This window comes from Pseudomonas morbosilactucae (genome assembly GCF_023241715.1).
Lineage (GTDB): Bacteria > Pseudomonadota > Gammaproteobacteria > Pseudomonadales > Pseudomonadaceae > Aquipseudomonas > Aquipseudomonas morbosilactucae.
On sequence record NZ_JALQCW010000019.1, the window covers coordinates 93,517 to 115,017 of the forward strand.

Sequence of the window (21,501 nt, forward strand, 5' to 3'; positions counted from 1 at the left end):
GGCGATTCTAGGAAGCACCTCGGGTGCGGTCAACCATTCAGAATTTTTGTACCAATAGATAGCCTGCTTAGAACTTATCTTTCCAAGCGCGCAAGGCCGCAAAAACCGCACTCTGCGACAGGTTATCCAGGCCATTCCGTTCGTCCGCTTTTTGTTTAACGGATGTTTCGGCGGTGCGCAGGAATGGGTTGGTGCGCTTCTCCAGGGCCAGGGTCGAGGGCAGGGTCATTTGCCCCTGTTCCCGGCGTTCGATGACTTCTTGCAGGCGCGCCGCGATGTCTGCGTTGTCGGGCTCCACGGCCTGGGCGAAGCGCAGGTTGCTCAGGGTGTACTCGTGGGTGCAATAGACCCGGGTGTCGTCGGGCAGGGCGGCCAGGCGGCTGAGGGAGTGGTGCATTTGCTCCGGGGTGCCTTCGAACAAGCGGCCGCAACCGGCGGCGAACAGGGTGTCGCCGCATAACAGCAGGTCGCTGTGGTAATAGGCGATGTGCCCCAGGGTGTGGCCCGGTACGGCGATGACCTCGAACTCCAGGCCGAGCACGTTGACCCGGTCTTGGTCGGCCAGGGCCGCGTCGCGCCCGGGGATCGGCTCGTTGGCCGGGCCGTGGACCCGCGCCCCGCTGATTTTTTTCAGGGCTTCGACGCCACCCACGTGGTCGTGGTGATGGTGGGTGATGAGGATGTCGCTGAGAACCCAGCCCGGATGCTGTTGCAGCCAGGCCTGGACCGGTGCGGCGTCACCCGGATCGACCACCGCGCAACGCTGGAGGGTGGGATCTTGTAACAACCAGATGTAGTTGTCGGTGAACGCGGGCAGGGCACTGATCTGTATCATCGTCGGATTCGCCAAGGTGAAAACTATGGCGCATCTTAGAGCTTCTTGGCCCGTTGGAGAACGCAATGACCGATAAAGCCTTTGCTCAGGCCGATCCTGACTGGCTGGCGTTGATCAGCTCGGCCCGGGATTGGTTGTCCGGGCCTCTGGGGCAATTTTTGCTCGACGAAGAACGGCGCATGCTCGATGAAGAGCTGGGGCGTTTTTTTTGGTGGCTACCTGGTGCATTACGGCCCCTCGGCGGATGCCCCGCCCGTGGCGCCCCAGGTGCAGCGCAACGTGCGCCTGGGCGCGCCGTTGCCCGGGGTGGACATTGTCTGCGAAGAGCAGGCCTGGCCCCTCAGCGAACACGCTGCCGATGTGGTGGTGCTGCAACACGGCCTGGATTTCTGCCTGTCGCCCCACGGCCTGCTGCGGGAAGCGGCGAGCAGCGTGCGCCCGGGTGGCCATTTGCTGATCGTCGGCATTAACCCCTGGAGCAGTTGGGGCTTGCGCCATGTATTCGCCCATGACGCCTTGCGCCAGGCGCGCTGTATTTCGCCGTCGCGGCTCAGCGACTGGCTGAATCTGCTGGGCTTCGCGCTGGAGAAACGCCGCTTCGGGTGCTATCGTCCGCCGCTTGCGTCGTCCGCCTGGCAAGCACGGCTGGCCGGCTGGGAACGGGTGGCCGGCAACTGGCAACTGTCCGGCGGCGGCTTCTATCTATTGGTGGCGCGCAAGATTGCGGTCGGCCTGCGGCCGGTGCGCCAGGTCCGGCGCGAGCCCATGGGCAAGCTGGTCCCGCTGCCGATGGCCAAGGTCAACCGGCGTCACAGTGAGTCTTGACCCCCCACGGTTAATTTTTTAGCAGCGGCTGAGCGTGCTCAGCCCAGGCATCGCCGATCCTGGTCGGCGAGCCGCGTATTTTTGATGGAAGGCTTGGATGAGCGATAGCGTAGAAATCTTCACCGACGGCGCCTGCAAGGGCAATCCCGGCCCTGGCGGCTGGGGCGCACTGCTGGTGTGCAAGGGCGTGGAGAAGGAACTCTGGGGCGGCGAAGCCAATACCACCAACAACCGCATGGAACTGCTGGCGGCGATTCGCGGGCTCGAAGAGCTCAAGCGCGAGTGCGACGTGCTGCTGGTCACCGACTCCCAGTACGTGATGAAGGGCATCAACGAGTGGATGGCCAACTGGAAGAAGCGTGGTTGGAAAACCGCCGCCAAGGAGCCGGTGAAAAACGCCGACCTGTGGCAGCAGCTCGACGCCCAGGTCAACCGCCACAAGGTCACCTGGAAATGGGTCCGCGGCCACACCGGCCACCACGGCAACGAGCGTGCCGACCAACTGGCCAACCGTGGCGTTGACGAAGTGCGCGGTTACAAGCAGAGCTGAACCCGCGCGGGAGCCGCTCTTCGGACGAGCGCCCGCAGCGCCTTTAGCGTGTTAAAATCCCGTCTTTTTGAAGCACTGAGAACCGATTCCTGATGGCCAACAGATCTGTTGTACTCGATACCGAAACCACCGGCATGCCGGTGACCGACGGCCACCGGATCATTGAAATCGGTTGCGTCGAATTGATCGGTCGGCGCCTCACCGGGCGTCATTTCCATGTGTACCTGCAGCCGGACCGTGAGAGTGACGAAGGCGCCATCGGCGTCCACGGTATTACCAACGAGTTCCTGGTGGGCAAGCCGCGTTTCGCTGAAGTGGCCGATGAATTTTTCGAGTTCATCAAGGGCGCACAGCTGATCATCCACAACGCGCCGTTCGACGTGGGGTTCATCAACAACGAATTCGCCTTGATGGGCCGCAAGGACCTGGCGGACATCACCCAGCACTGCACCATCCTCGACACCCTGGTCATGGCCCGGGAACGCCACCCCGGCCAGCGCAACAGCCTCGACGCCTTGTGCAAACGCTACGACGTCGACAACTCGGGCCGCGAACTCCACGGCGCCTTGCTCGACTCGGAGATCCTCGCCGACGTCTTCCTGACCATGACCGGTGGCCAAACCAGCCTGTCCCTGGCCGGCAACGCCTCCGATGGCAATGGCGGTACTGACGGCGGGCGTGGCAGTGAGATCCGCCGCTTGCCGGCTGATCGCCAGCCCACCCGCATCATCCGGGCCACCGAGGCCGAGCTGACCGAACACCAGGTGCGCCTCGACTTGATCGCCAAGTCTAGCGGTGGCCCTTCGCTCTGGACCCAAATGGCTGAGGCCAAGGCCCAGCAGCAGTAAGTGTCCAGGGGCGATCTTTTGTTACCGCGCGGGTGACACACCACGCCGGGAGCTTCTACCCTGAGTTCATTGGCAGGCTGCGGCCTGCCGCCTCAGGATGCGTGACCCCATGTACAAAGACCTGAAATTCCCGATCCTGATCGTGCACCGCGACATCAAGGCCGACACCGTGGCCGGCGACCGGGTTCGTGGTATCGCCCGCGAGCTGGAGCAGGAAAGCTTCAGTGTGTTTTGTGCCGTGGACTACGCCGAAGGCCGGCTGGTGGCCTCGACCCATCACGGCCTGGCCTGCATGTTGATCGCCGCCGAAGGGGCCGGGGAAAACACCCATTTGCTGCAAAACATGGTGGGGCTGATCCGCCTGGCCCGGGTGCGTGCGCCGGCGCTGCCGATCTTTGCCCTGGGCGAGCAGGTGACCCTGGAAAACGCCCCGGCCGACGCCATGAGCGAGCTCAATCAGCTGCGTGGCATTCTTTACCTGTTCGAAGACACCGTGCCCTTTCTGGCCCGGCAAGTGGCCCGCGCCGCACGCAATTACCTGGATGGCCTGTTGCCGCCTTTCTTCAAGGCCCTGGTGCAGCACACCGCCGACTCCAACTATTCCTGGCACACCCCCGGCCATGGCGGCGGCGTGGCCTATCGCAAGAGCCCGGTGGGGCAGGCGTTCCATCAGTTCTTCGGGGAAAACACCCTGCGTTCGGACTTGTCGGTCTCGGTGCCGGAGCTGGGTTCGCTGCTCGATCACACCGGCCCCCTGGCCGAAGCCGAGGCCCGCGCGGCGCGCAATTTCGGCGCCGACCACACTTTCTTCGTGATCAATGGCACCTCCACCGCCAACAAGATCGTCTGGCACTCCATGGTCGCCCGCGATGACCTGGTGCTGGTGGACCGTAACTGCCACAAGTCGGTGCTGCACTCGATCATCATGACCGGCGCCATCCCCCTGTACCTGTGCCCGGAGCGCAACGAACTGGGGATTATCGGCCCGATCCCGCTCAGCGAATTCAGCCGCGAATCGATCCAGGCCAAGATCGACGCCAGCCCCCTGACGCGGGGCCGGGCGCCCAAGGTCAAGCTGGCGGTGGTCACCAACTCCACGTACGACGGCCTGTGCTACAACGCCGAGCTGATCAAGCAGAGCCTGGGTAACAGCGTCGAGGTGCTGCATTTCGATGAAGCCTGGTACGCCTATGCGGCGTTCCACGAATTCTTCGCCGGGCGCTACGGCATGGGCACTTCGCGCTCGCCCGAGAGCCCCCTGGTGTTCACTACCCACTCCACCCACAAACTGCTGGCGGCCTTCAGCCAGGCGTCGATGATCCATGTGCAGGACGGCGGCGCGCGGCAGTTGGACCGGGATCGCTTCAACGAAGCCTTCATGATGCACATCTCCACTTCGCCGCAGTACAGCATCATCGCCTCCCTGGACGTGGCCTCGGCCATGATGGAAGGGCCGGCGGGGCGCTCGCTGCTGCAAGAGATGTTCGACGAAGCCCTGAGTTTTCGCCGGGCCCTGGCCAATCTGCGCCAGCACATTGCTGCCGAGGACTGGTGGTTCTCCATCTGGCAGCCGCCGCAGGTGGCCGGCATCGATCAGGTCAACACCGTCGACTGGTTGTTGGAGCCGGAAGGGGAGTGGCACGGCTTTGCCGGGGTCACCGATGACTATGTGCTGCTGGACCCGATCAAGGTCACCCTGGTCATGCCCGGCCTGACCGCGGGGGGCGCCTTGAGCGAGCGGGGGATTCCGGCGGCGGTGGTCAGCAAGTTCCTGTGGGAGCGTGGGCTGGTGGTGGAAAAAACCGGCCTGTATTCCTTTCTGGTGCTGTTCTCCATGGGCATCACCAAGGGCAAGTGGAGCACCTTGCTCACCGAGTTGCTGGAGTTCAAGCGCAACTACGACGCCAACGTCAGCCTCGGCGCCTGCTTGCCCAGCGTCGCCCAGCAAAGCCCGGCGCGCTACCAGGGCATGGGCTTGCGCGACCTGTGCGATCAACTGCACGCCTGTTACCGCAGCAACGCCACGGCCAAGCACCTGAAACGCATGTACACGGTGCTGCCTGAGGTGGCGATGAAACCCGCCGACGCCTATGACCACCTGGTGCGTGGCGAAGTCGAAGCGGTGTCCATTGATGCCCTGCAAGGGCGCATCGCCGCGGTGATGCTGGTGCCTTATCCGCCGGGCATCCCACTGATCATGCCGGGCGAGCGCTTTACCGAGTCCACCCGCTCGATCATCGATTACCTGGCGTTTGCCCGGGCCTTCGACAGTAGCTTTCCCGGTTTTGTGGCCGATGTGCATGGGCTGCAACATGAAGAACAAGGCGATCGGCGGGTTTACACCGTCGATTGCATCAACCTGTGAGTGCCCAAGGTTTGAGGACGTTTCCTGCTATGCAGCCTGCTGTTAACCCGAAATACCCCGGCCTGTCGGTGCGGGTGGCTGAGGCGAGCTTTGCCGAGTACGTCTGGTGCAGCGACTTCAGCTTCGAGGTCAGTGCCTACGCCGAGGCCCAGCGCGGCATGGCCGTGGCGCAGTGGCCGCTGCGGCCGATCCAGCCTTATCGCAAGTGCTACGGCATCGACCCCGAGGAGTTCGGCAGCTACCGCGGCGCCGCTGACAGCGAGATCTTCATGGCCTTTCTCGACGACCAGCCGGTGGGCCACATCGTGGTCAGCACCAATTGGAACGGCTACGCCCATATCGACGAACTGGCGGTGCATGCCCCGGCCCGGCGCCATGGCGTGGCCAAGGCGTTGCTCGATGTGGCGCAGTTCTGGAGCCGTAAAAAGCGCTTGCCGGGGATCATGCTGGAAACCCAGAACAATAACCTGGGGGCCTGTCGCCTGTACGAGCGTTGCGGGTATGTGGTGGGCGGTGTGGATGAGTTGCGCTATCGCGGCATCGATCCGCAGACCGCCGAAGTGGCGATTTTCTGGTATCGACTGTTTGCCGACGAAGGCCTTGGGGCGTTGCCCGCCTAGCCGGCGAGCAGGGCTTCGGCCCGTTCCGTGAGCAGTTCCAGCAGGGCGCCAATGGCTGGCGTCGGCTCGCTGTGGCGCAGGCTCAAGGCATACAGGGTGACGAGGATCGGCGGCGACAGCGGGCACACGTCCAGCCCGCCGGCCCGGGCGCCCAGGGCGGTGAACGGGTCGACGATGGCCAGGCCTTCACCGGCCTCGACCATGCTGCGCATCATCTGGTGGGTCTGCACCCGGGTCTGGATCAGCGGTGCGGGGCGAACATTCTGCAGCTTGCTGTCCAGGGTCACGCTCAGCGGGTCCTGGCCTTCCAGGCCGATCATGGCCTGGCCGGCGAGGTCCTGCAGGGCAATGTATTTCTGTTTCGGCTGCAGCCAGCCATGGGGCGCCAGCAGTTGCAGCTTGCCCTGGGCCAGGGGCTGGCACTCAATGTCAGGGTGATCGGGGTCGTGCAGGCCGAGGCCCAGGTCGCATTCGCGCAGCAGCAGGCTGCGGACCATTTCCCGGGTGCTTTGGCTGGTCAGGTTGCAGGGGGTATCGGGGAAACGTCGGCGCAAGGCCGCCAGGCCCTGGGGCAGCAATTGCTGGGCCACGGGCGGGGTGCCGACCACCCGCAGTGGCGGCGCCTGGTACTGCTTGAGGCTGTTGGCCAGGCGCAGCAGGGGTTCGAACGCGTCGTAGACCTGGGTGATGCCGGCTTGCAGCTCCCGCGCTTCGCGGGTCGCCTGCAAGCGTCCCCGCACGCTGGCGAAGAGCATGAAGCCCAGTTGGCTTTCGGCGTCACGCAGCAAACCTTCGACCTCGGCCACCGGCAACTGCAGCAACTCGGCTGCGGTGCCCAGGTGGCCGGTTTGCAGGAGCGCCTGAATCACTTCGATATGGCGTAAACGCATGCGTGAAGTCCATGTCCAGCGGGGGAGGGATTCAAGAGCTGAATCCTAACCCAAGTCCGTGCATATGACTTCTGCTCATAAGGCCGGGTTATGAGGCAATGAAGGTCTCGGGTTCACGGGTGAGGGTGATGTCCGATTGCACCAGCAGAAACTGGTTGTCATCGAGTTTTTTGACGCGGTCGCCAATGGCCAGGCGATAGGTGGTGACAGGCTCCGAGCCAGCCAGGCCGTCTTGCGAAGGCGTGGATTCCTGGAACTCATGCACGGAATAGACACGGCCTTCCGCGTCCCGGGCATGGAATTGTCCAACGAGTACTGCTGCCATTTGCTTAGAACCTCTGGAGATAAACACTCAAATTTCGCTGCTGTAGACCCTGCTGGGGCAGGGTTAGTTTTGCGTCTTCAAAAAAATAGTCTGCGCCCCGGTGGAGGCGGGTGTTGCCTGGGTTATTTAGCGCTGCGAGGTGGCGAGACCGGGTCTGGCTCATCTATAACTAGTCACTTCTTCAAGCACAGAGTCGGGAATCAACCATGAGCAAGGTCTACACGATCGCCGTACTGGTGGGCAGTCTGCGCAAAGCCTCGATCAACCGCAAAGTGGCGCTGGCCCTGGCCGAGCTGGCCCCGGCCAACCTCAAGTTGAGCATTGTCGAGATTGGCGACTTGCCGCTCTACAACGAAGACATCGATGTAACACCGCCGGCAGCCTACAGTACTTTCCGCCAGCAAGTGAGCGCAGCCGACGCAGTGTTGTTCGTCACCCCGGAATACAACCGCTCGGTGCCTGCGCCTTTGAAGAACGCCATCGACGTGGGTTCGCGGCCTTATGGCCAGAGCGCCTGGAGCGGCAAGCCGGGGGCGGTGATCAGCGTTTCGCCGGGGGCCATCGGCGGTTTTGGCGCCAACCATCATCTGCGCCAGTCCCTGGTGTTCCTCAACGTGCCGTGCATGCAGCAGCCCGAGGCCTACCTGGGTGGCGCCGGCTCGGCCTTTGACGAGTCGGGCGCCTTGTCCGACGCCACGCGGCCGTTCCTGCAGAGCTTTATCAATGCCTACGCGCAATGGGTCGAGCGTCACGTCTAGAGCCCTTGCCTCACACCTTGAGCGCCCGACTGCCGGCGCTTGAGGTGATGCCGATCAAACAGCCCTTTACTGGATATATGATTTTCCATATATTCGGCGTTCCATTTCTCCAGGGCTGTCCCCGTGTCCGCTTCGCTCAACCCCGCCGAACTGTTCAAAGCCCTTGCCGACGAGACCCGCAGTCGCATCGCCTTGTTGATCGCCCGTGAAGGCGAGTTGTGCGTCTGCGAGTTGACCGCCGCCCTCAATCAGAGCCAGCCAAAAATCTCCCGTCACCTGGCCTTGCTGCGCAGCAGCGGGTTGCTGGCCGATCGCCGTCAGGGACAGTGGATTTATTATCGCCTGCACCCGGAATTATCCCCCTGGGTCGGCACTCTGTTGCAGGGCACCCTAGACGCCAACCGTCCGTGGCTGGCCGCTGACCTGCAACGCTTGCAGGGCATGGCGGACCGCCCGGTGCGCTGCTGCTGATCCCCGACCTTTTCGTTCCTTGTTGAAGGCTGTTGCCAATGCTGACTGCTGCGTTGATTTTCCTGCTGACCATCACCCTGGTGATCTGGCAGCCCAAGGGCCTAGGCGTAGGCTGGAGCGCCGTGTTCGGCGCGGTATTGGCCTTGCTCTTCGGGGTCGTGCACTTCAGTGATATTCCGGTGGTCTGGCAGATCATCTGGAACGCCACTGGCACCTTCGTCGCCCTGATCATCATCAGCCTGCTGTTGGACGAGGCCGGCTTCTTTGCCTGGGCAGCCTTGCACGTGGCGCGTTGGGGGCATGGCCGGGGGCGCAAGCTGTTCGCTTTCATGGTGTTGCTGGGCGCCCTGGTGTCGGCGCTGTTCGCCAACGATGGCGCGGCGCTGATTCTCACCCCGATCGTGATCTCGATGTTGCTGGCCCTTCGCTTTTCCAAGGCCACCACCCTGGCCTTTGTCATGGGCGCGGGCTTTATCGCCGACACCGCAAGCCTGCCGCTGGTGGTGTCGAACCTGGTGAACATCGTCTCCGCCGACTTCTTCAAGATCGGCTTCAACCGCTACGCCGCGGTGATGGTGCCGGTCAACCTGGTGAGCGTGGCGGCGACCCTGGCCGTGCTGCTGTGGTTTTTCCGCCGGGACATTCCCGAGACCTACGACCCGGCGCAACTGGCCGAGCCGAAGACCGCGATCCACGACCGGGCGACCTTTATCGCCGGTTGGTGGGTGCTCGGTATCCTGTTGCTGGGCTGCTTTGCCCTGGAGCCCCTGGGGATTCCCATCAGCGCCATTTCGGCGGTTTGCGCTGCGTTGCTCTGGGGGATTGCCGCCCGTGGCCGGCATATCGCCACGCGCAAGGTGCTCAAGGAAGCGCCCTGGCAGATCGTGATTTTCTCCCTGGGCATGTACCTGGTGGTCTACGGCCTGCGCAACGCCGGGCTCACCGATCACCTGGCCGGTTGGCTGGACGGGTTCGCCCACTACGGCATCTGGGGCGCGGCCATGGGCACCGGGCTGCTCACGGCGCTGCTGTCATCGATCATGAACAACCTGCCGACCGTATTGATTGGCGCGCTGTCCATCGATGCCAGCCAGGCCACGGGGGTGATCAAGGAAGCGATGATCTACGCCAACGTGATTGGCAGCGACCTGGGGCCGAAAATCACCCCGATCGGCAGCCTGGCCACCTTGCTCTGGCTGCACGTGCTGGACCGCAAGGGCATCCATATCGGTTGGGGTTATTACTTCAAGGTCGGCATCGTGCTGACGCTGCCCGTGCTGTTGCTGACCCTGGCAGCGCTGGCGCTGCGCCTGTCGTTGTAACGGGCGCTAACCACCGCTGGCCGGCGGGCGCAAGGTTGCCAGGCCCGGCTCTTCCTGCCAGCCGCCGCCCAGGGCGGTGTACAGGTTGACCTCGGCAATCAGTTGCGCCAGCCGGTCGTTGATCAAGTCCTGCTGCGCGCTGAACAGCGAACGCTGGGCGTCGAGGAACACCAGGTTGCTGTCCAGGCCCATGCGGTAGCGGTGCTCGGCCATGTTGTAGTAGTCCTGGCTGGCGTCCACCAGGCTGCGCTGGGCACTGAGCTGTTGCTGATAGGTCTGGCGCGCGGCCAGGCCGTTGGCCACTTCCTGGAAGGCGCTCTGGATCGACTTTTCATACTGGGCCACCAGAATGTCTTTTTGCAGCCGGGAGTAATCCAGGCTGGCCCGCAGGCTGCCGGCGTTGAAAATCGGCAGGTTGATCTGCGGCTGGAAGGTCCAGCCCCCGGAACCCCCTCTGAACAACCCTGACAGTTCCAGGCTGGAAGAGCCGGCGTTGGCCGTCAGGCTGACACTGGGAAAGAACGCTGCCCGGGCCGCGCCGATATTGGCGTTGGCCGCCATCAGTTTGTATTCCGCTTGCTGAATGTCCGGGCGCCGCTGCAACAAGTCGGAGGGCAGGCCGGCGGGCAGGGCGACAATCAGCTCGCTGGCCAGGGGCTGGCCGGGCAGGGTGGGCGAGACGTCGGCCCCCACCAGCAGGCTCAGGCTGTTGAGGTCCTGGGCCACCTGGCGTTGATAACGGGCCAGGCTGGCGCGGGCGCTTTCGACACTGGTGCGGGCTTGCAGCACATCCAGGTTGGACAGTTTGCCGGCGCCGCTGCCACGGGTGGTCAGGCGCAGGCTTTCCAGGTTGGCGTCCAGGGTCTTGCGGCTCAGCACCAGCAACTCCTGATCGGCGCGCCAGGTCAGGTAGGCGTTCGCCACGTTCGCCACCAGGCTCAGCTGGGCACTGCGCCGGGCTTCCTCGGTGGCCAGGTAGGAGAACTTCGCCTGTTCACCAAGGCTGCGCACACGGCCGAAAAAGTCCAGCTCATAGGCGCTGATGCCCAGGGTCGCCGAATAGGTCGACTGGATGACTCGTTCGCCGGTGCCGGTGACACTGGGCGGCATGCGCTGGCGCGAGCCGCTAGCGTTGGCGCTGACCGCCGGGAACAGGTCGGCGCGCTGGATTCGGTACTGGGCCTGGAACGCCTCGACGTTCAAGGCCGCCACCCGCAGGTCGCGGTTGTTGGCCAGGGCGTTGTGAATCAGCTGCTGCAAGGTCGGGTCGCGGAACAGTTGCTGCCAGTCCGTGGTGGCCACGGGTGTGGCCTGGGTTGCCTCCTGGTAACCCGGCCCCTGGGGGTAGTCGGCCGGGGCTGGCGATTCGGGCTGCTGGTAGTCCGGGATCAGCGTGCAGCCGCCCAGGGTCCACGCCAGGATCGCCAGGCACAGCGCCGATTTGTTGATGAGGGGCCTTGGCCGCAGGCGCTGCGAAGCCTGACGCGAACTGGAAAAAAACACGGTCATGCCCCGACCATCCACTTGGCCAGCCCATGGCGGCCACTCACTCCCAGTTTGGTCGCGGCGCGCTTGAGGTAGGTTTCCACGGAACTGGCCTTGACGTTGAGCCGCTGCGCCATCTGCGGCACGGTGCCGCCGGTCAGCAGCCCCAGGCAGACTTCTTTTTCCCGCGCCGAAAGGAGCGTCGCGCTGCGCGCCAGGCGCTCGTCGAACTCGCGATGCAACAAGGCCTGCTCGGGCACGCTCGGCACACTGGGGGCCCAGGGTTTGTTCGTGGTGTATTGACGGCTGGCCTGAGCATGCCGCTCGATCAGCGGCAACAGGGTTTGCGAAAGGCTCTTGAGAAACGACAGTTCAAACAGGGAAAACACCCGCTGATGGTGAGGGCGGTAAAAGGAGATGACACAGCGCCGATTGGATTTGCGCGACACCAGGCTGCACTGGTGGGACGGCTCCCGGGCCGGTTGGCTGGCTGGGTCGGCGGTGCGCGCGTTCATCTGGATCAACAGCGAGTCGTCCATCTCGATCATTTTCTTCAGCAGCGGCTGTTCCTCGCGGTGCCAGAGCGCGCTGCAGGGGGCGACATCCTGCAGGGCGGCGCTGCCCAGGGGCGTGATGTCCAGCAGGCAGGCCTGGTGTTCATCGAGGGTCCACTCGCCGAGTTCGACCCGGTTCACGGGGACGCGTTTGCCCACCAGGTGCAGCATGTTGGCGGCAAAACCTTGGTTGCCGGTGCTGGCGATCAATTCGCCGAGTTCAGAGTAGAAATGTGGGGTTTCCAGGGTGCTGATGCTGCAGGCCAAACTCATATTCATCATCCTTGATGTAGACAGATCGTCGAACAGGGGGCAGAGGCGATCCGGTGTTGATCAGTTCTCCATGAATCTGATCCATCGTCGGAAATATCATTAAATCCCATGGACTTACCGGGTGTATGCCGTGGAACACCGGGACAAAACTGCCATGAAAATAGCGGGATTATTTTGACGCTTATCCCCGACGCCCTTGGCTGGCGCCTAAAAACACCCTCTAACTAACTGATTATTAATGATTTATTTTTATCTCTTGGTGCCGATTGGGCGAGCGGCCTGCCTGTTCTATGGTGGATTTCCTACAGGCTTATAAGTCTTCCTTCAGGAACTTTCAGATAGATCCCGTTTTAGTCGTCAGGGCTGAAACCCCGGCTCCAGGCCCGGGCTTGTCAAGTCGGGGGCGTGATGGCGCGGCGGGTTGTCCGGGTTTCGGGTGTCATGCTGGCACCGGGGCCGGTGCTTAAATTCCGCGATACCGCCCTTAGCAGGCGCATTACATGAGAAGGATCTTATGACGCTTTTTTCTGCCGCCGCCCCGGACGTCTGTGTATGAATCCCCATCCCAGGACTGCACAGGTGTTCCCCCTGACCGCTGCCCAGAGCGATATCTGGCTCGACCAACTGAGCCGGGCCGACTCGCCGCGCTACAACATTGGTGGCTACGTCGAGCTGCAAGGCCCCGTGGACGCTGAGTTGATGCAGCGGGCCATTGAAGCCCTGGTGCACAAGCACGATGCCCTGCGCACCGAGTTGCTGGCCGACGCCGGCCCCGACGGCCTGCCGTTGCAGCGCTTTGCCCGCGAAATGCCGGTGCCGATGCCGCTGTATGACCTGTCCCAGGAGGCCGAGCCGACGGTCCGGGCCCAGAGCCTGATGCAGCAGCACATGGCCCGGGTCTATGCCCTGTACGGCGAGCCCCTGTTCCGCTTTTTCCTGGTCAAGCTCGGGCCTGAGCACTACTGGCTGGGCACCCAGGCCCACCACCTGATTCTCGACGGCTGGGGCTTCGGCCAGATGCTGCACTCCCTGGGCGGCATCTACAGCGCCCTGGCGCAGGGCCAGTCGCCGGAGCTTGAGGCCGCGTCCTACATCGACTTTATTCACGACGATGCCCGCTATCACGGTTCGCCGCGCTACGCCCGCGACCGCGCCTACTGGCTGGACAAATTCCGCAGCCTGCCCGAGCCGCTGCTGGTGCCCCGTCATCGCGATCACTACCCGAACCAGGCCGCGCCGGGTGCGAACCTGGTGCGGCCGTTTCCCGCCGCGCTGCACGAGCGGATGAAAGCGTGCGGCAAAACCTGGGGGGCGTCGGCGTTCCATGTGTGGCTGGCGGCGCTGTACGTGTATTTCACCCGCACCAGCGAGCGCGACGAGTGGGTAGTCGGCTTGCCAATTCTCAACCGCTCCAACGCCCGCTTCAGATCGACCCTGGGCCTGTTCACCCAAGTCAGTGCGGTGCGCCTGGGGTTTGCCCGCGAGCTGAGTTTTGCCGAACTGGTGGCGGCGATACGCGACGCGGTGCGGCAGGATTTCCGTCATCAGCGGTTTCCCCTGAGCGAGATGAATCGCGAGCTTGGCTTGTGGCGCGAAGGCCGTGGCCAGCTGTTCGACCTGTCGCTGTCCTACGAGCAGGACGACCACGACTACTGTTACGGCGAGGCGCAGGCCCAGACCATCAAGGTGCCGAACAACCACGAGCCGATGCCGCTGGTGATCCACCTGCGCAGCAACTGTCACAACGATCAGGCCTGGATTCACTACGTCTACAACCAGGCCTATTTCCAGCCGGACGAGGTCGAGGCCCTGGCCGAGCGCTTGACCCATGTGCTTGAGCAAGGGCTGGCGCAAGGCGAACGGACGATCGGCGATTTCTCCCTGATGACCGCCCGCGAAGCGGCGCGGATACACGAGTGGAACGCCACGACGCGCCGCTATCCGCAGGCCCAGACCCTGCACGGCCTGTTCGAGCAACAGGTGCTGCTGGCCCCGGAGGCACCCGCGGCGGTGCATGGCGCGCAGTCCCTGAGCTACGGCGCACTCAACCGCCGGGCCAACCAACTGGCCCGGCACCTGATGCAACTCGGGGTCAAGCCGGGCGACAACGTGGCGATCCTGCTGCCGCGCTCCGAGGCCCTGCTGGTCAGCCAACTGGCCATCAGCAAATGTGCCGCGGTCTATGTGCCCCTGGACATCAATGCTCCGGCCGAGCGTCAGCTGTTTATGGTCAGCGACAGCCAGGCCCGGGTGCTGCTGACCCTTAGCCGCGAAACCCTGGCGTGCCCGGCGCAGCGCATCGAGCTGGACCGCCTGGCGCTGGACCACCAGCCCGCGCACAACCCCGACTTGGCGCAGTCGTCCGAAAGCGTGGCCTACATCATGTACACCTCCGGTTCCACCGGCAGCCCGAAAGGCGTGCTGGTGCCTCACCGGGCTGTGAGCCGCCTGGTGTTGAACAACGGCTATGCCGAGTTCAATCGCCATGACCGGGTGGCCTTCGCCTCCAACCCGGCGTTCGACGCCAGCACCCTGGAAGTCTGGGCGCCGCTGCTCAATGGCGGCTGCGTGGTGCTGGTCGATCAGGACGTTGTGCTGTCCAGTACCGCCCTGGGCGCTCTGCTGCTGGAGCAGCGGGTCAGCGTGTTGTGGATGACCGCCGGGCTGTTCCACCAGCACGCCGATGGCCTGCTGGCGGCGTTCAGGAGCTTGCGTTACCTGATCGTGGGCGGTGATGTGCTGGACCCGGCGGTGATCGCCCGGGTGCTGGAGCAGGGCGCACCGCAGCACTTGCTCAATGGCTACGGCCCGACCGAGGCCACGACCTTTTCCACCACCTTTGAAATCCACTCTGTCAGCCCGGGGAGCATTCCCATCGGCCGCCCCATCGGCAACAGCCGCGCCTACGTGCTGGATGCCCGGCAGCGCCAGGTCGCGGTGGGGGTGGTCGGCGAGTTGTACATCGGCGGCGCCGGGGTGGCCCTGGGTTACCTCAACCAGCCGCAACTGACCGCGGAAAAGTTTATCGCCGATCCGTTTATGGGCAGCCTGCCGGGCGAACCGTCGCCCGGCCTGATGTATCGCACCGGCGACCTGGCCTGCTGGCGCGAAGATGGCGTGCTGCTGTACCAGGGACGCAACGATCAGCAAGTCAAGCTGCGGGGGTTTCGCATCGAGCTGGGGGAAATCGAAACCCGCCTGGCCCACTGCGCCGGGGTCAAGGACAGCGCGCTGCTGCTGCGTGAAGACAGCCCGGGGGACAAGCGCCTGGTGGCCTACTTCACGCCCCTGGACGCGGCTGCGCATATCGACATCAAGCACTTGCACGAGGCCCTGCAAGGCCAGTTGCCGGACTACATGCTGCCGGCCGCTTATGTGCAGTTGCCGGCGTTGCCGCTGACCGCCAATGGCAAGCTCGACCGCAAGGCCCTGCCGGCGCCGAACGCTTCGGCGCTGCTGCGTCGTGACTATGAAGCGCCCCGGGGCGAGGTCGAAGTGGCCCTGGCGCAGATCTGGGCCGAGCTGCTGCAGGTCGAGCAGGTCGGGCGCCAGGATCACTTCTTCGAGCTGGGCGGCCATTCGCTGCTGGCGGTGGGCTTGATCGAGCGCATGCGCCAGCTCGGGTTCGGCGCCGATGTGCGGGTGCTGTTCAGCCAGCCGACCCTGGCGGCGCTGGCCGCGGCGGTGGGCAACAGCCAGGAAGTCCAGGTGCCGGCCAACCGCATTGCCCCGGGCTGCACCCACATCACCCCGCAACTGCTGCCCCTGGCCAGCCTGGACCAGCCGACCATCGACCGCATCGTCGCCGGCATCCCCGGCGGCGCGGCCAATGTCCAGGACATCTACCCCCTGGCGCCCTTGCAGGAGGGCCTGCTGTATCACCACATCAGTGCCGAACGCGGCGACCCCTACCAGCAACACGCGATGTTTGCCTTCAGCAGTCGCGAACGCCTGGACGCCTTTGCCCAGGCCTTGCAACAGGTGATCGAGCGCCATGACATCCTGCGCACCAGCCTGGCCTGGGACGGGTTGGAGCAACCCATGCAAGTGGTCTGGCGCCAGGCGCAACTGGGGCTTGAGCAAGTGCAACTGGAACCGCAGTCAGGGGACATCCTCGGCCAGTTGGCCGCGCGCTTCGACCCCGGCCTGCGCCCGCTGGATATCCGCCAGGCGCCGATGATGGCCCTGGCCTGGGCCGAAGACCCGTTGCAGCAGCGCTGGGTCGGTATGTTGCGCTTCCATCACCTGGTCAACGACGCCACGTCCACGGCGGTGCTGATCGGCGAAATCCAGGCCCACCTGAATGGCCAGCAAGCCCAGTTGCCGCCGGCCGTCGCCTACCGCAACGTGGTGGCGCAAGCCCGCCAGGCCCATCGGCAGGCCGAGCACCAAGGGTTTTTCAGGCAGATGCTCGGTGACGTCGATGAGCCGACCCTGGCCTTCGGTTTGCAGGCGTACCAGGTCGATCGTGACGACCAGCAGCAGGCCCATGGTCTGCTCGACGCCGGGCTCGGTCAGCGCCTGCGGGCGCAGGCACGGCAGCTGGGGGTGAGTGCCGCCAGCCTTTATCACCTGGCCTGGGCCCAGGTGTTGGGCAGCCTGGCTGGGCGCGACGATGTGGTGTTCGGCACCGTGTTGCTGGGGCGTCTGCAAGCCGGCGAGGGGGCCGATCGAGCCCTGGGCATGTTTATCAATACCTTGCCGTTACGGGTGCGCCTGGCCGGTTGCAGTGTCGCCCAGGCGATTCGCGATACCCATGCCGGTTTGAGCGATTTGCTGGCCCACGAGCATGCCGCGCTGGCCCTGGCCCAACGTTGCAGCGCGGTGGCTGCACCGACGCCGCTGTTCAATACCTTGCTCAACTACCGGCACGCGGCGCCGCCCGAGGACCAGGTGCAACTGCCGGGCATCGAGCTGGTGAGCAGCGAAGAGATCGTCAGCTACCCGCTGAGCATTGCCGTGGATGACCTGCAATCCGGGTTCCGCCTGTCGGCCCGGGCGCCGGGCAAGGTCGGCGCGCAGCGGCTGCTGGATTACCTGCAAACGGCCCTGGGCGCCCTGGTCCAGGCCTTGGAGCAGGCACCGCACAGGCCCCTGGCACAGCTGTCGATCCTGCCGCCGGCCGAGCGTCAGCACCTGCTGATCGACCTCAACGCCACGGCTGAAACCTACGCCCATGACCAGACCCTGCACGCCCTGATCGAGGCTCAGGTGCGGCGCACCCCGGACGCCGTGGCCCTGGTGGCCGGTGAGCAGCAACTGAGCTACGGCGAACTCAATGCGCGGGCCAACCAACTGGCCCATCACCTTCGCGAACAGGGTGTGCAACCCGATTCCCGGGTGGCGATCTGCGTCGAGCGCGGCCTGGAGTTGCTGGTCGGCCTGCTGGGCATCCTCAAGGCCGGCGGTGCCTATGTGCCCCTGGACCCGAGTTACCCGCCGGAGCGCCTCGCCTACATGGTGCAGGACAGCGCGCCGGTGGCGGTGCTGGTGCACGGCCCGACCCGCGAGCTGATGCAGCAGGCGGCAGTGCCGCTGATCGACTTCGATGCCTGCACCTGGCAGCACCAGCCCCTGAGCGATCCCCAGGTGCCGGGCCTCGGGGTGTCGAACCTGGCCTATGTGATCTACACCTCGGGCTCCACCGGCACGCCCAAGGGGGTGATGGTGGAGCACCGTGGCCTGGGCAACCTGATGCACTGGAGTTCGGGGCTGTGCCCGGCGGCCGCCAGCGGCAGCCTGTTGCAGAAGGCCCCGTTCAGTTTCGACGGCTCGGTGTGGGAGCTGTTCTGGCCGTTGAGCATCGGTATGCGCATGGTCCTGGCACGCCCCGACGGCCACCGCGAACCGGCCTACCTGGCGCAGTTGATCCGCGAGCAGCAGATCACCGTGGTCAAGTTTGTGCCGGCCATGCTCCAGCAGTTCCTGGAGCTGGAAGAGGTCCGCCAGTGCCACAGCCTGACCGACGTGTTTGCCGGCGGCGGCGAGCTGACCGAGGCCATGGCCCGGCGCTTCCAGCAGCAGTTGCCCCAGGCCCGCTTGCACAACGTCTATGGCCCCACTGAAACCACGGTGGACAGCAGCGCCTGGACCCTGGAACCGGGGGCCGAGGTGCCGTCGATCCAGTTGCCCATCGGTAGGCCCATCAGCAACACCCGCCTGTATGTGCTGGATGCCCATGACGCGCCGGTGCCCATGGGCGTCAGCGGCCAATTGCACATTGGCGGGGTCGGCGTGGCCCGGGGTTACCTGGGGCTGCCCGGGCTGATGGCCGAGCGCTTTATCGACAGCCCGTTCGTGGCGGGCGATCGCCTGTACCGCACCGGTGACCTGGTGCGTTACCGCGCTGACGGTAACCTGGAGTTCCTCGGGCGCAACGACTTCCAGGTCAAGCTCCACGGGCTGCGGGTCGAGCTGGGGGAAATCGAGGCGCGGCTGGCCAGCCACCCGGCGCTGCGGGAAGTGGTGGTGCTGATGCGCGACGGGCGCCTGGTGAGTTACTTCACCGTGCGCCAGGGGGAGCCGGTCCCGGCCATTGAGGCGTTGCGTGACCATGTGCTGGCGCAATTGCCGGAGTACATGGTGCCCTCGGCGTTCGTTCAGTTGCCGGTCTGGCCCCTGAGCCCCAATGGCAAGCTGGATCGCCAGGCGCTGCCGGCGCCGGGCCAGGACGCGGTGCTCAGTCGGGGTTACGAGGCGCCCCAGGGCGAGGTGGAAATCGCCCTGGCGCAGATCTGGGCCGAGGTGCTGAAGATCGAGCGGGTGGGGCGCCATGACCACTTCTTCGAACTGGGCGGCCACTCGCTGCTGGCCGTGAGCCTGGTGGCGCGCATGCGCCAGGCGGGGCTCAACGCCGATGCGCGACTGCTGTTCAGCCAGCCGACTCTGGCCGCGCTCGCTGCCAAGGCCCTGGCCCCGGTGCAGCAGATCGACGTGCCGCAGACCACCATTCCGCAACTCACCCGCAAGCGCCGGCTCTGAGCGGTGTGTACCCGGGCCCGGCCGTCCTGGCCGGCCCGGGCCTTGTCCCGGCTTCCCATGTCATGCCCACGGGCGTCGATGGTTTAGTTTTTCCAGCCTGCGGGGAACCCCGTCGGGCCCTATGTCCCTGTCACTTTTACAGGCCACGGCGCGGACGGTCCGCACACCAGCATTGAGCGCTGGGTGCCCCGGCACGGTGAATGCCGTTGGGGCACAAGGTTGCAGCTGAACATGGATTTTCTCGACAACCGATTTTCGAATTCACAAGCAGGTTACCCAATGCACTTCAGCGAATTGATGGCAGTTCTTTCCACCCTGGCGATCCGTCTTCAAATGGAGGAGGGCGACCTGGTCATCCTCGGCGATGACCAGGCCCTGGACGATGAGCTGTGGGACAACCTGATCCAGCACAAGGCACAACTGCTCGAACTGGTGGCGGGCCATGACGGCGACTGGTCGAGCCCGGCCTTGCGCATCACCCCCGACATGCTGCCCCTGGTCAGCCTGGACCAGGCCGGCATCGATCGCATTGTCGCCGGCATTCCGGGCGGCGCGGCCAACGTGCAGGACATCTACCCGTTGGCGCCCCTGCAAGAAGGCATGCTCTACCACCACCTGTCGGCACAGCAGGGCGACCCCTACGTGCTGCAGACCCGCTTCGCCTTTGATAGCCGAGCGCGCTTCGAGGCCTTTGCCCAGGCCCTGCAATGGACCATCGACCGCCACGACATCCTGCGCACCTCCCTGGTCTGGCAAAGCCTGGACACGCCGCTGCAGGTGGTCTGGCGCCAGGCGCCGCTGGTTTGCGAAGAGGTGCCTTGCGACCCTCGCAACGGTGATGTACTGAGCCAACTGCAGGCGCGCTATGACACCCGGCATTACCGCCTCGACCTGCAACAGGCGCCTCTGCTGCGCCTGGTGTTTGCCGTCGATGAAGCTCAACAGCGGGTGGTAGCGCTGCTGCTGTCGCACCACACCATCCTCGACCACAGCGCCCTGGACGTGGTGCGCGAAGAGATCCTCGCCCACATGCAAGGCCTGGCCGGGCAAGTGCCGGCCGCGATTCCTTTCCGCAACTACCTGGCCAAGGCGCGCATGGGCCAGAGCGACCAGGTGCACGAGACGTTCTTCCGCGACATGCTTGGCGATATCGACGCGCCGACCTTGCCCTTCGGCGTGCAGGACGTGCAGGGCGACAGCCTGGTCATCGAGCAATTGCGGGCGCCCCTGGACAGCGCCCTGAGCCTGCGCCTGCGCAATCAGGCGCGGCAGCTCGGGGTCAGCGCGGCGAGCCTGATGCACCTGGCCTGGGCCATGGTGCTGGGCCAGGTCTGCGGGCGTGACGCCGTGGTTTTCGGCACCGTGCTGCTCGGCCGCATGCAGGCCGGCGAGGGCGCCGACCGGGCCCTGGGCATGTTTATCAATACCCTGCCGTTGCGGGTCGACCTGGGTTCGCTGGACGTGCGCAGCGGGGTGCGCGCCACCCACACACGCCTGAGCGCCTTGCTCGGCCATGAACATGCATCCCTGGCACTGGCCCAGCGGTGCAGCGGGGTCAACGCCTCGACGCCGCTGTTCAGTGCGATCCTCAACTACCGCCACAGTGCCGCCGCCGACCTGGCCGAAATCATCGAGTTGGCCGAAGGCGTGCAGGTGCTGGGCGCCGATGAGCGCACCAACTACCCCTTCACCTTCAACGTCGACGACCTGGGCGAGGGTTTTACCCTGACCCTGATGATCGACCGCTCGATTGGCGTGCAACGCATTGCCGACTACCTGCAATGCGCCCTGTACAGCCTGGTGGATGCCCTGGAGCAGAGCCCCACCATGGCCTTGCGCGAGCTGTCGATTTTGCCGGCGGCCGAGCGGCAAACCCTGTTGCAGGGTTTCAATGCCCACCAGGTTGAATTCCCCCGGGGCCAGGCCGTGCACCGGCTGTTCGAAGCACAGGTGGCGCAGCGGCCTGCGGCCGTGGCGCTGCGTCAGGGCGAGTTGGCGCTGAGCTATGGCGAACTCAATGCCCAGGCCAATCAACTGGCGCAGCACCTGCTGGAGTTGGGGGTGCAGCCGGATGATCGGGTGGCGATCTGCGTACAACGCGGGCCGGCGATGCTGGTGGGCCTGCTGGGGATTCTCAAGGCCGGTGCCGGCTATGTGCCGGTGGACCCGGCGCTGCCGGCCGAACGTCGGGCCTACCTGCTGGAAGACAGTACGCCCCGGGCGTTGCTGACCCAGGCCGCGCTGCTGGGGCAATTGCCGGCGCTGTCGGTGCCGGTCATCGACCTCGACCAGCCGCACTGGCGTGAGCACCCGGCCACTGACCTGGCGCTGCCCAACCTGACCTCGGCGCACCTGGCCTATGTGATCTACACCTCGGGTTCCACCGGCCAGCCCAAGGG

14 protein-coding genes and 1 pseudogene are annotated in these 21,501 nt (G+C 64.9%); 10 read left to right on the forward strand and 5 right to left on the reverse strand.

Annotation, left to right across the window (positions count from 1 at the left end; genetic code table 11):
* Nucleotides 1-67: 67 nt before the first annotated feature.
* A complete protein-coding gene (gloB, locus tag M1B34_RS09800) occupies nucleotides 68-835 on the reverse strand; it encodes a hydroxyacylglutathione hydrolase (RefSeq protein ID WP_268264972.1) in 768 nt (255 codons plus the stop codon).
* Nucleotides 836-900: 65 nt separating this feature from the next.
* On the opposite strand from gloB, the pseudogene M1B34_RS09805 reads away from it, so the two are divergent.
* The 5 genes and pseudogenes from M1B34_RS09805 (at nucleotide 901) to M1B34_RS09825 (ending at nucleotide 6,043) form a co-directional block, all read left to right on the forward strand.
* Nucleotides 901-1,660 (forward strand): annotated as a pseudogene (locus M1B34_RS09805) (methyltransferase domain-containing protein).
* Between the two features lie 97 nt (nucleotides 1,661-1,757).
* Complete coding sequence (rnhA, locus tag M1B34_RS09810; protein ID WP_123332392.1) at nucleotides 1,758-2,210, forward strand: ribonuclease HI; 453 nt, start codon at nucleotides 1,758-1,760, stop codon at nucleotides 2,208-2,210.
* A gap of 92 nt (nucleotides 2,211-2,302) precedes the next feature.
* Nucleotides 2,303-3,058, forward strand: a complete 756-nt coding sequence (gene dnaQ, locus M1B34_RS09815; RefSeq protein WP_123332394.1) for a DNA polymerase III subunit epsilon — start codon at nucleotides 2,303-2,305, stop codon at nucleotides 3,056-3,058.
* Nucleotides 3,059-3,167: 109 nt separating this feature from the next.
* On the forward strand, nucleotides 3,168-5,423 hold the full coding sequence (locus tag M1B34_RS09820; protein WP_268264973.1) for an arginine/lysine/ornithine decarboxylase: 2,256 nt from the start codon (nucleotides 3,168-3,170) through the stop codon (nucleotides 5,421-5,423).
* Nucleotides 5,424-5,452: 29 nt separating this feature from the next.
* Nucleotides 5,453-6,043 carry a GNAT family N-acetyltransferase gene (locus tag M1B34_RS09825; protein ID WP_123332399.1) on the forward strand — a complete coding sequence of 197 codons (591 nt, stop codon included), beginning with the start codon at nucleotides 5,453-5,455 and terminating at the stop codon, nucleotides 6,041-6,043.
* Here M1B34_RS09825 and M1B34_RS09830 read toward each other — a convergent pair.
* On the reverse strand, nucleotides 6,040-6,933 hold the full coding sequence (locus tag M1B34_RS09830; protein ID WP_268264974.1) for a LysR family transcriptional regulator: 894 nt from the start codon (nucleotides 6,931-6,933) through the stop codon (nucleotides 6,040-6,042). The two genes, M1B34_RS09825 and M1B34_RS09830, sit on opposite strands and share 4 nt — an antisense overlap.
* A gap of 88 nt (nucleotides 6,934-7,021) precedes the next feature.
* Complete coding sequence (locus M1B34_RS09835) at nucleotides 7,022-7,258, reverse strand: hypothetical protein (protein ID WP_123332403.1); 237 nt, start codon at nucleotides 7,256-7,258, stop codon at nucleotides 7,022-7,024.
* 206 nt (nucleotides 7,259-7,464) lie between these two features.
* Between M1B34_RS09835 and M1B34_RS09840 the strand changes: the two genes are divergently transcribed.
* The 3 genes from M1B34_RS09840 to M1B34_RS09850 all read left to right on the forward strand — a co-directional run bounded on the left by M1B34_RS09840 (nucleotide 7,465) and on the right by M1B34_RS09850 (nucleotide 9,809).
* Nucleotides 7,465-8,016 carry an NADPH-dependent FMN reductase gene (locus tag M1B34_RS09840; RefSeq protein WP_123332405.1) on the forward strand — a complete coding sequence of 184 codons (552 nt, stop codon included), beginning with the start codon at nucleotides 7,465-7,467 and terminating at the stop codon, nucleotides 8,014-8,016.
* A gap of 123 nt (nucleotides 8,017-8,139) precedes the next feature.
* Nucleotides 8,140-8,487 carry a metalloregulator ArsR/SmtB family transcription factor gene (locus tag M1B34_RS09845; RefSeq protein WP_268264975.1) on the forward strand — a complete coding sequence of 116 codons (348 nt, stop codon included), beginning with the start codon at nucleotides 8,140-8,142 and terminating at the stop codon, nucleotides 8,485-8,487.
* 38 nt (nucleotides 8,488-8,525) lie between these two features.
* Nucleotides 8,526-9,809, forward strand: a complete 1,284-nt coding sequence (locus M1B34_RS09850; RefSeq protein ID WP_268264976.1) for an arsenic transporter — start codon at nucleotides 8,526-8,528, stop codon at nucleotides 9,807-9,809.
* Nucleotides 9,810-9,815: 6 nt separating this feature from the next.
* Here M1B34_RS09850 and M1B34_RS09855 read toward each other — a convergent pair whose 3' ends face one another.
* Together M1B34_RS09855 and M1B34_RS09860 are read right to left on the reverse strand one after the other, a co-directional pair.
* Nucleotides 9,816-11,258 (reverse strand): efflux transporter outer membrane subunit, encoded by a 1,443-nt coding sequence (locus M1B34_RS09855; protein ID WP_268264981.1) that lies wholly within the window; start codon nucleotides 11,256-11,258, stop codon nucleotides 9,816-9,818.
* A 56-nt stretch (nucleotides 11,259-11,314) separates the two neighbouring features.
* Nucleotides 11,315-12,121, reverse strand: coding sequence for a helix-turn-helix transcriptional regulator (locus M1B34_RS09860; protein ID WP_268264977.1), 807 nt, complete (start codon nucleotides 12,119-12,121; stop codon nucleotides 11,315-11,317).
* Nucleotides 12,122-12,673: 552 nt separating this feature from the next.
* On the opposite strand from M1B34_RS09860, the gene M1B34_RS09865 reads away from it, so the two are divergent.
* The gene (locus tag M1B34_RS09865) at nucleotides 12,674-19,102 is read left to right on the forward strand and encodes a non-ribosomal peptide synthetase (RefSeq protein WP_268264978.1); all 6,429 of its coding nucleotides are present in this window, start codon (nucleotides 12,674-12,676) and stop codon (nucleotides 19,100-19,102) included.
* 279 nt (nucleotides 19,103-19,381) lie between these two features.
* Nucleotides 19,382-21,501 (forward strand): condensation domain-containing protein (locus M1B34_RS09870; RefSeq protein WP_268264979.1); only part of this gene is annotated, 2,120 nt, incomplete at its 3' end.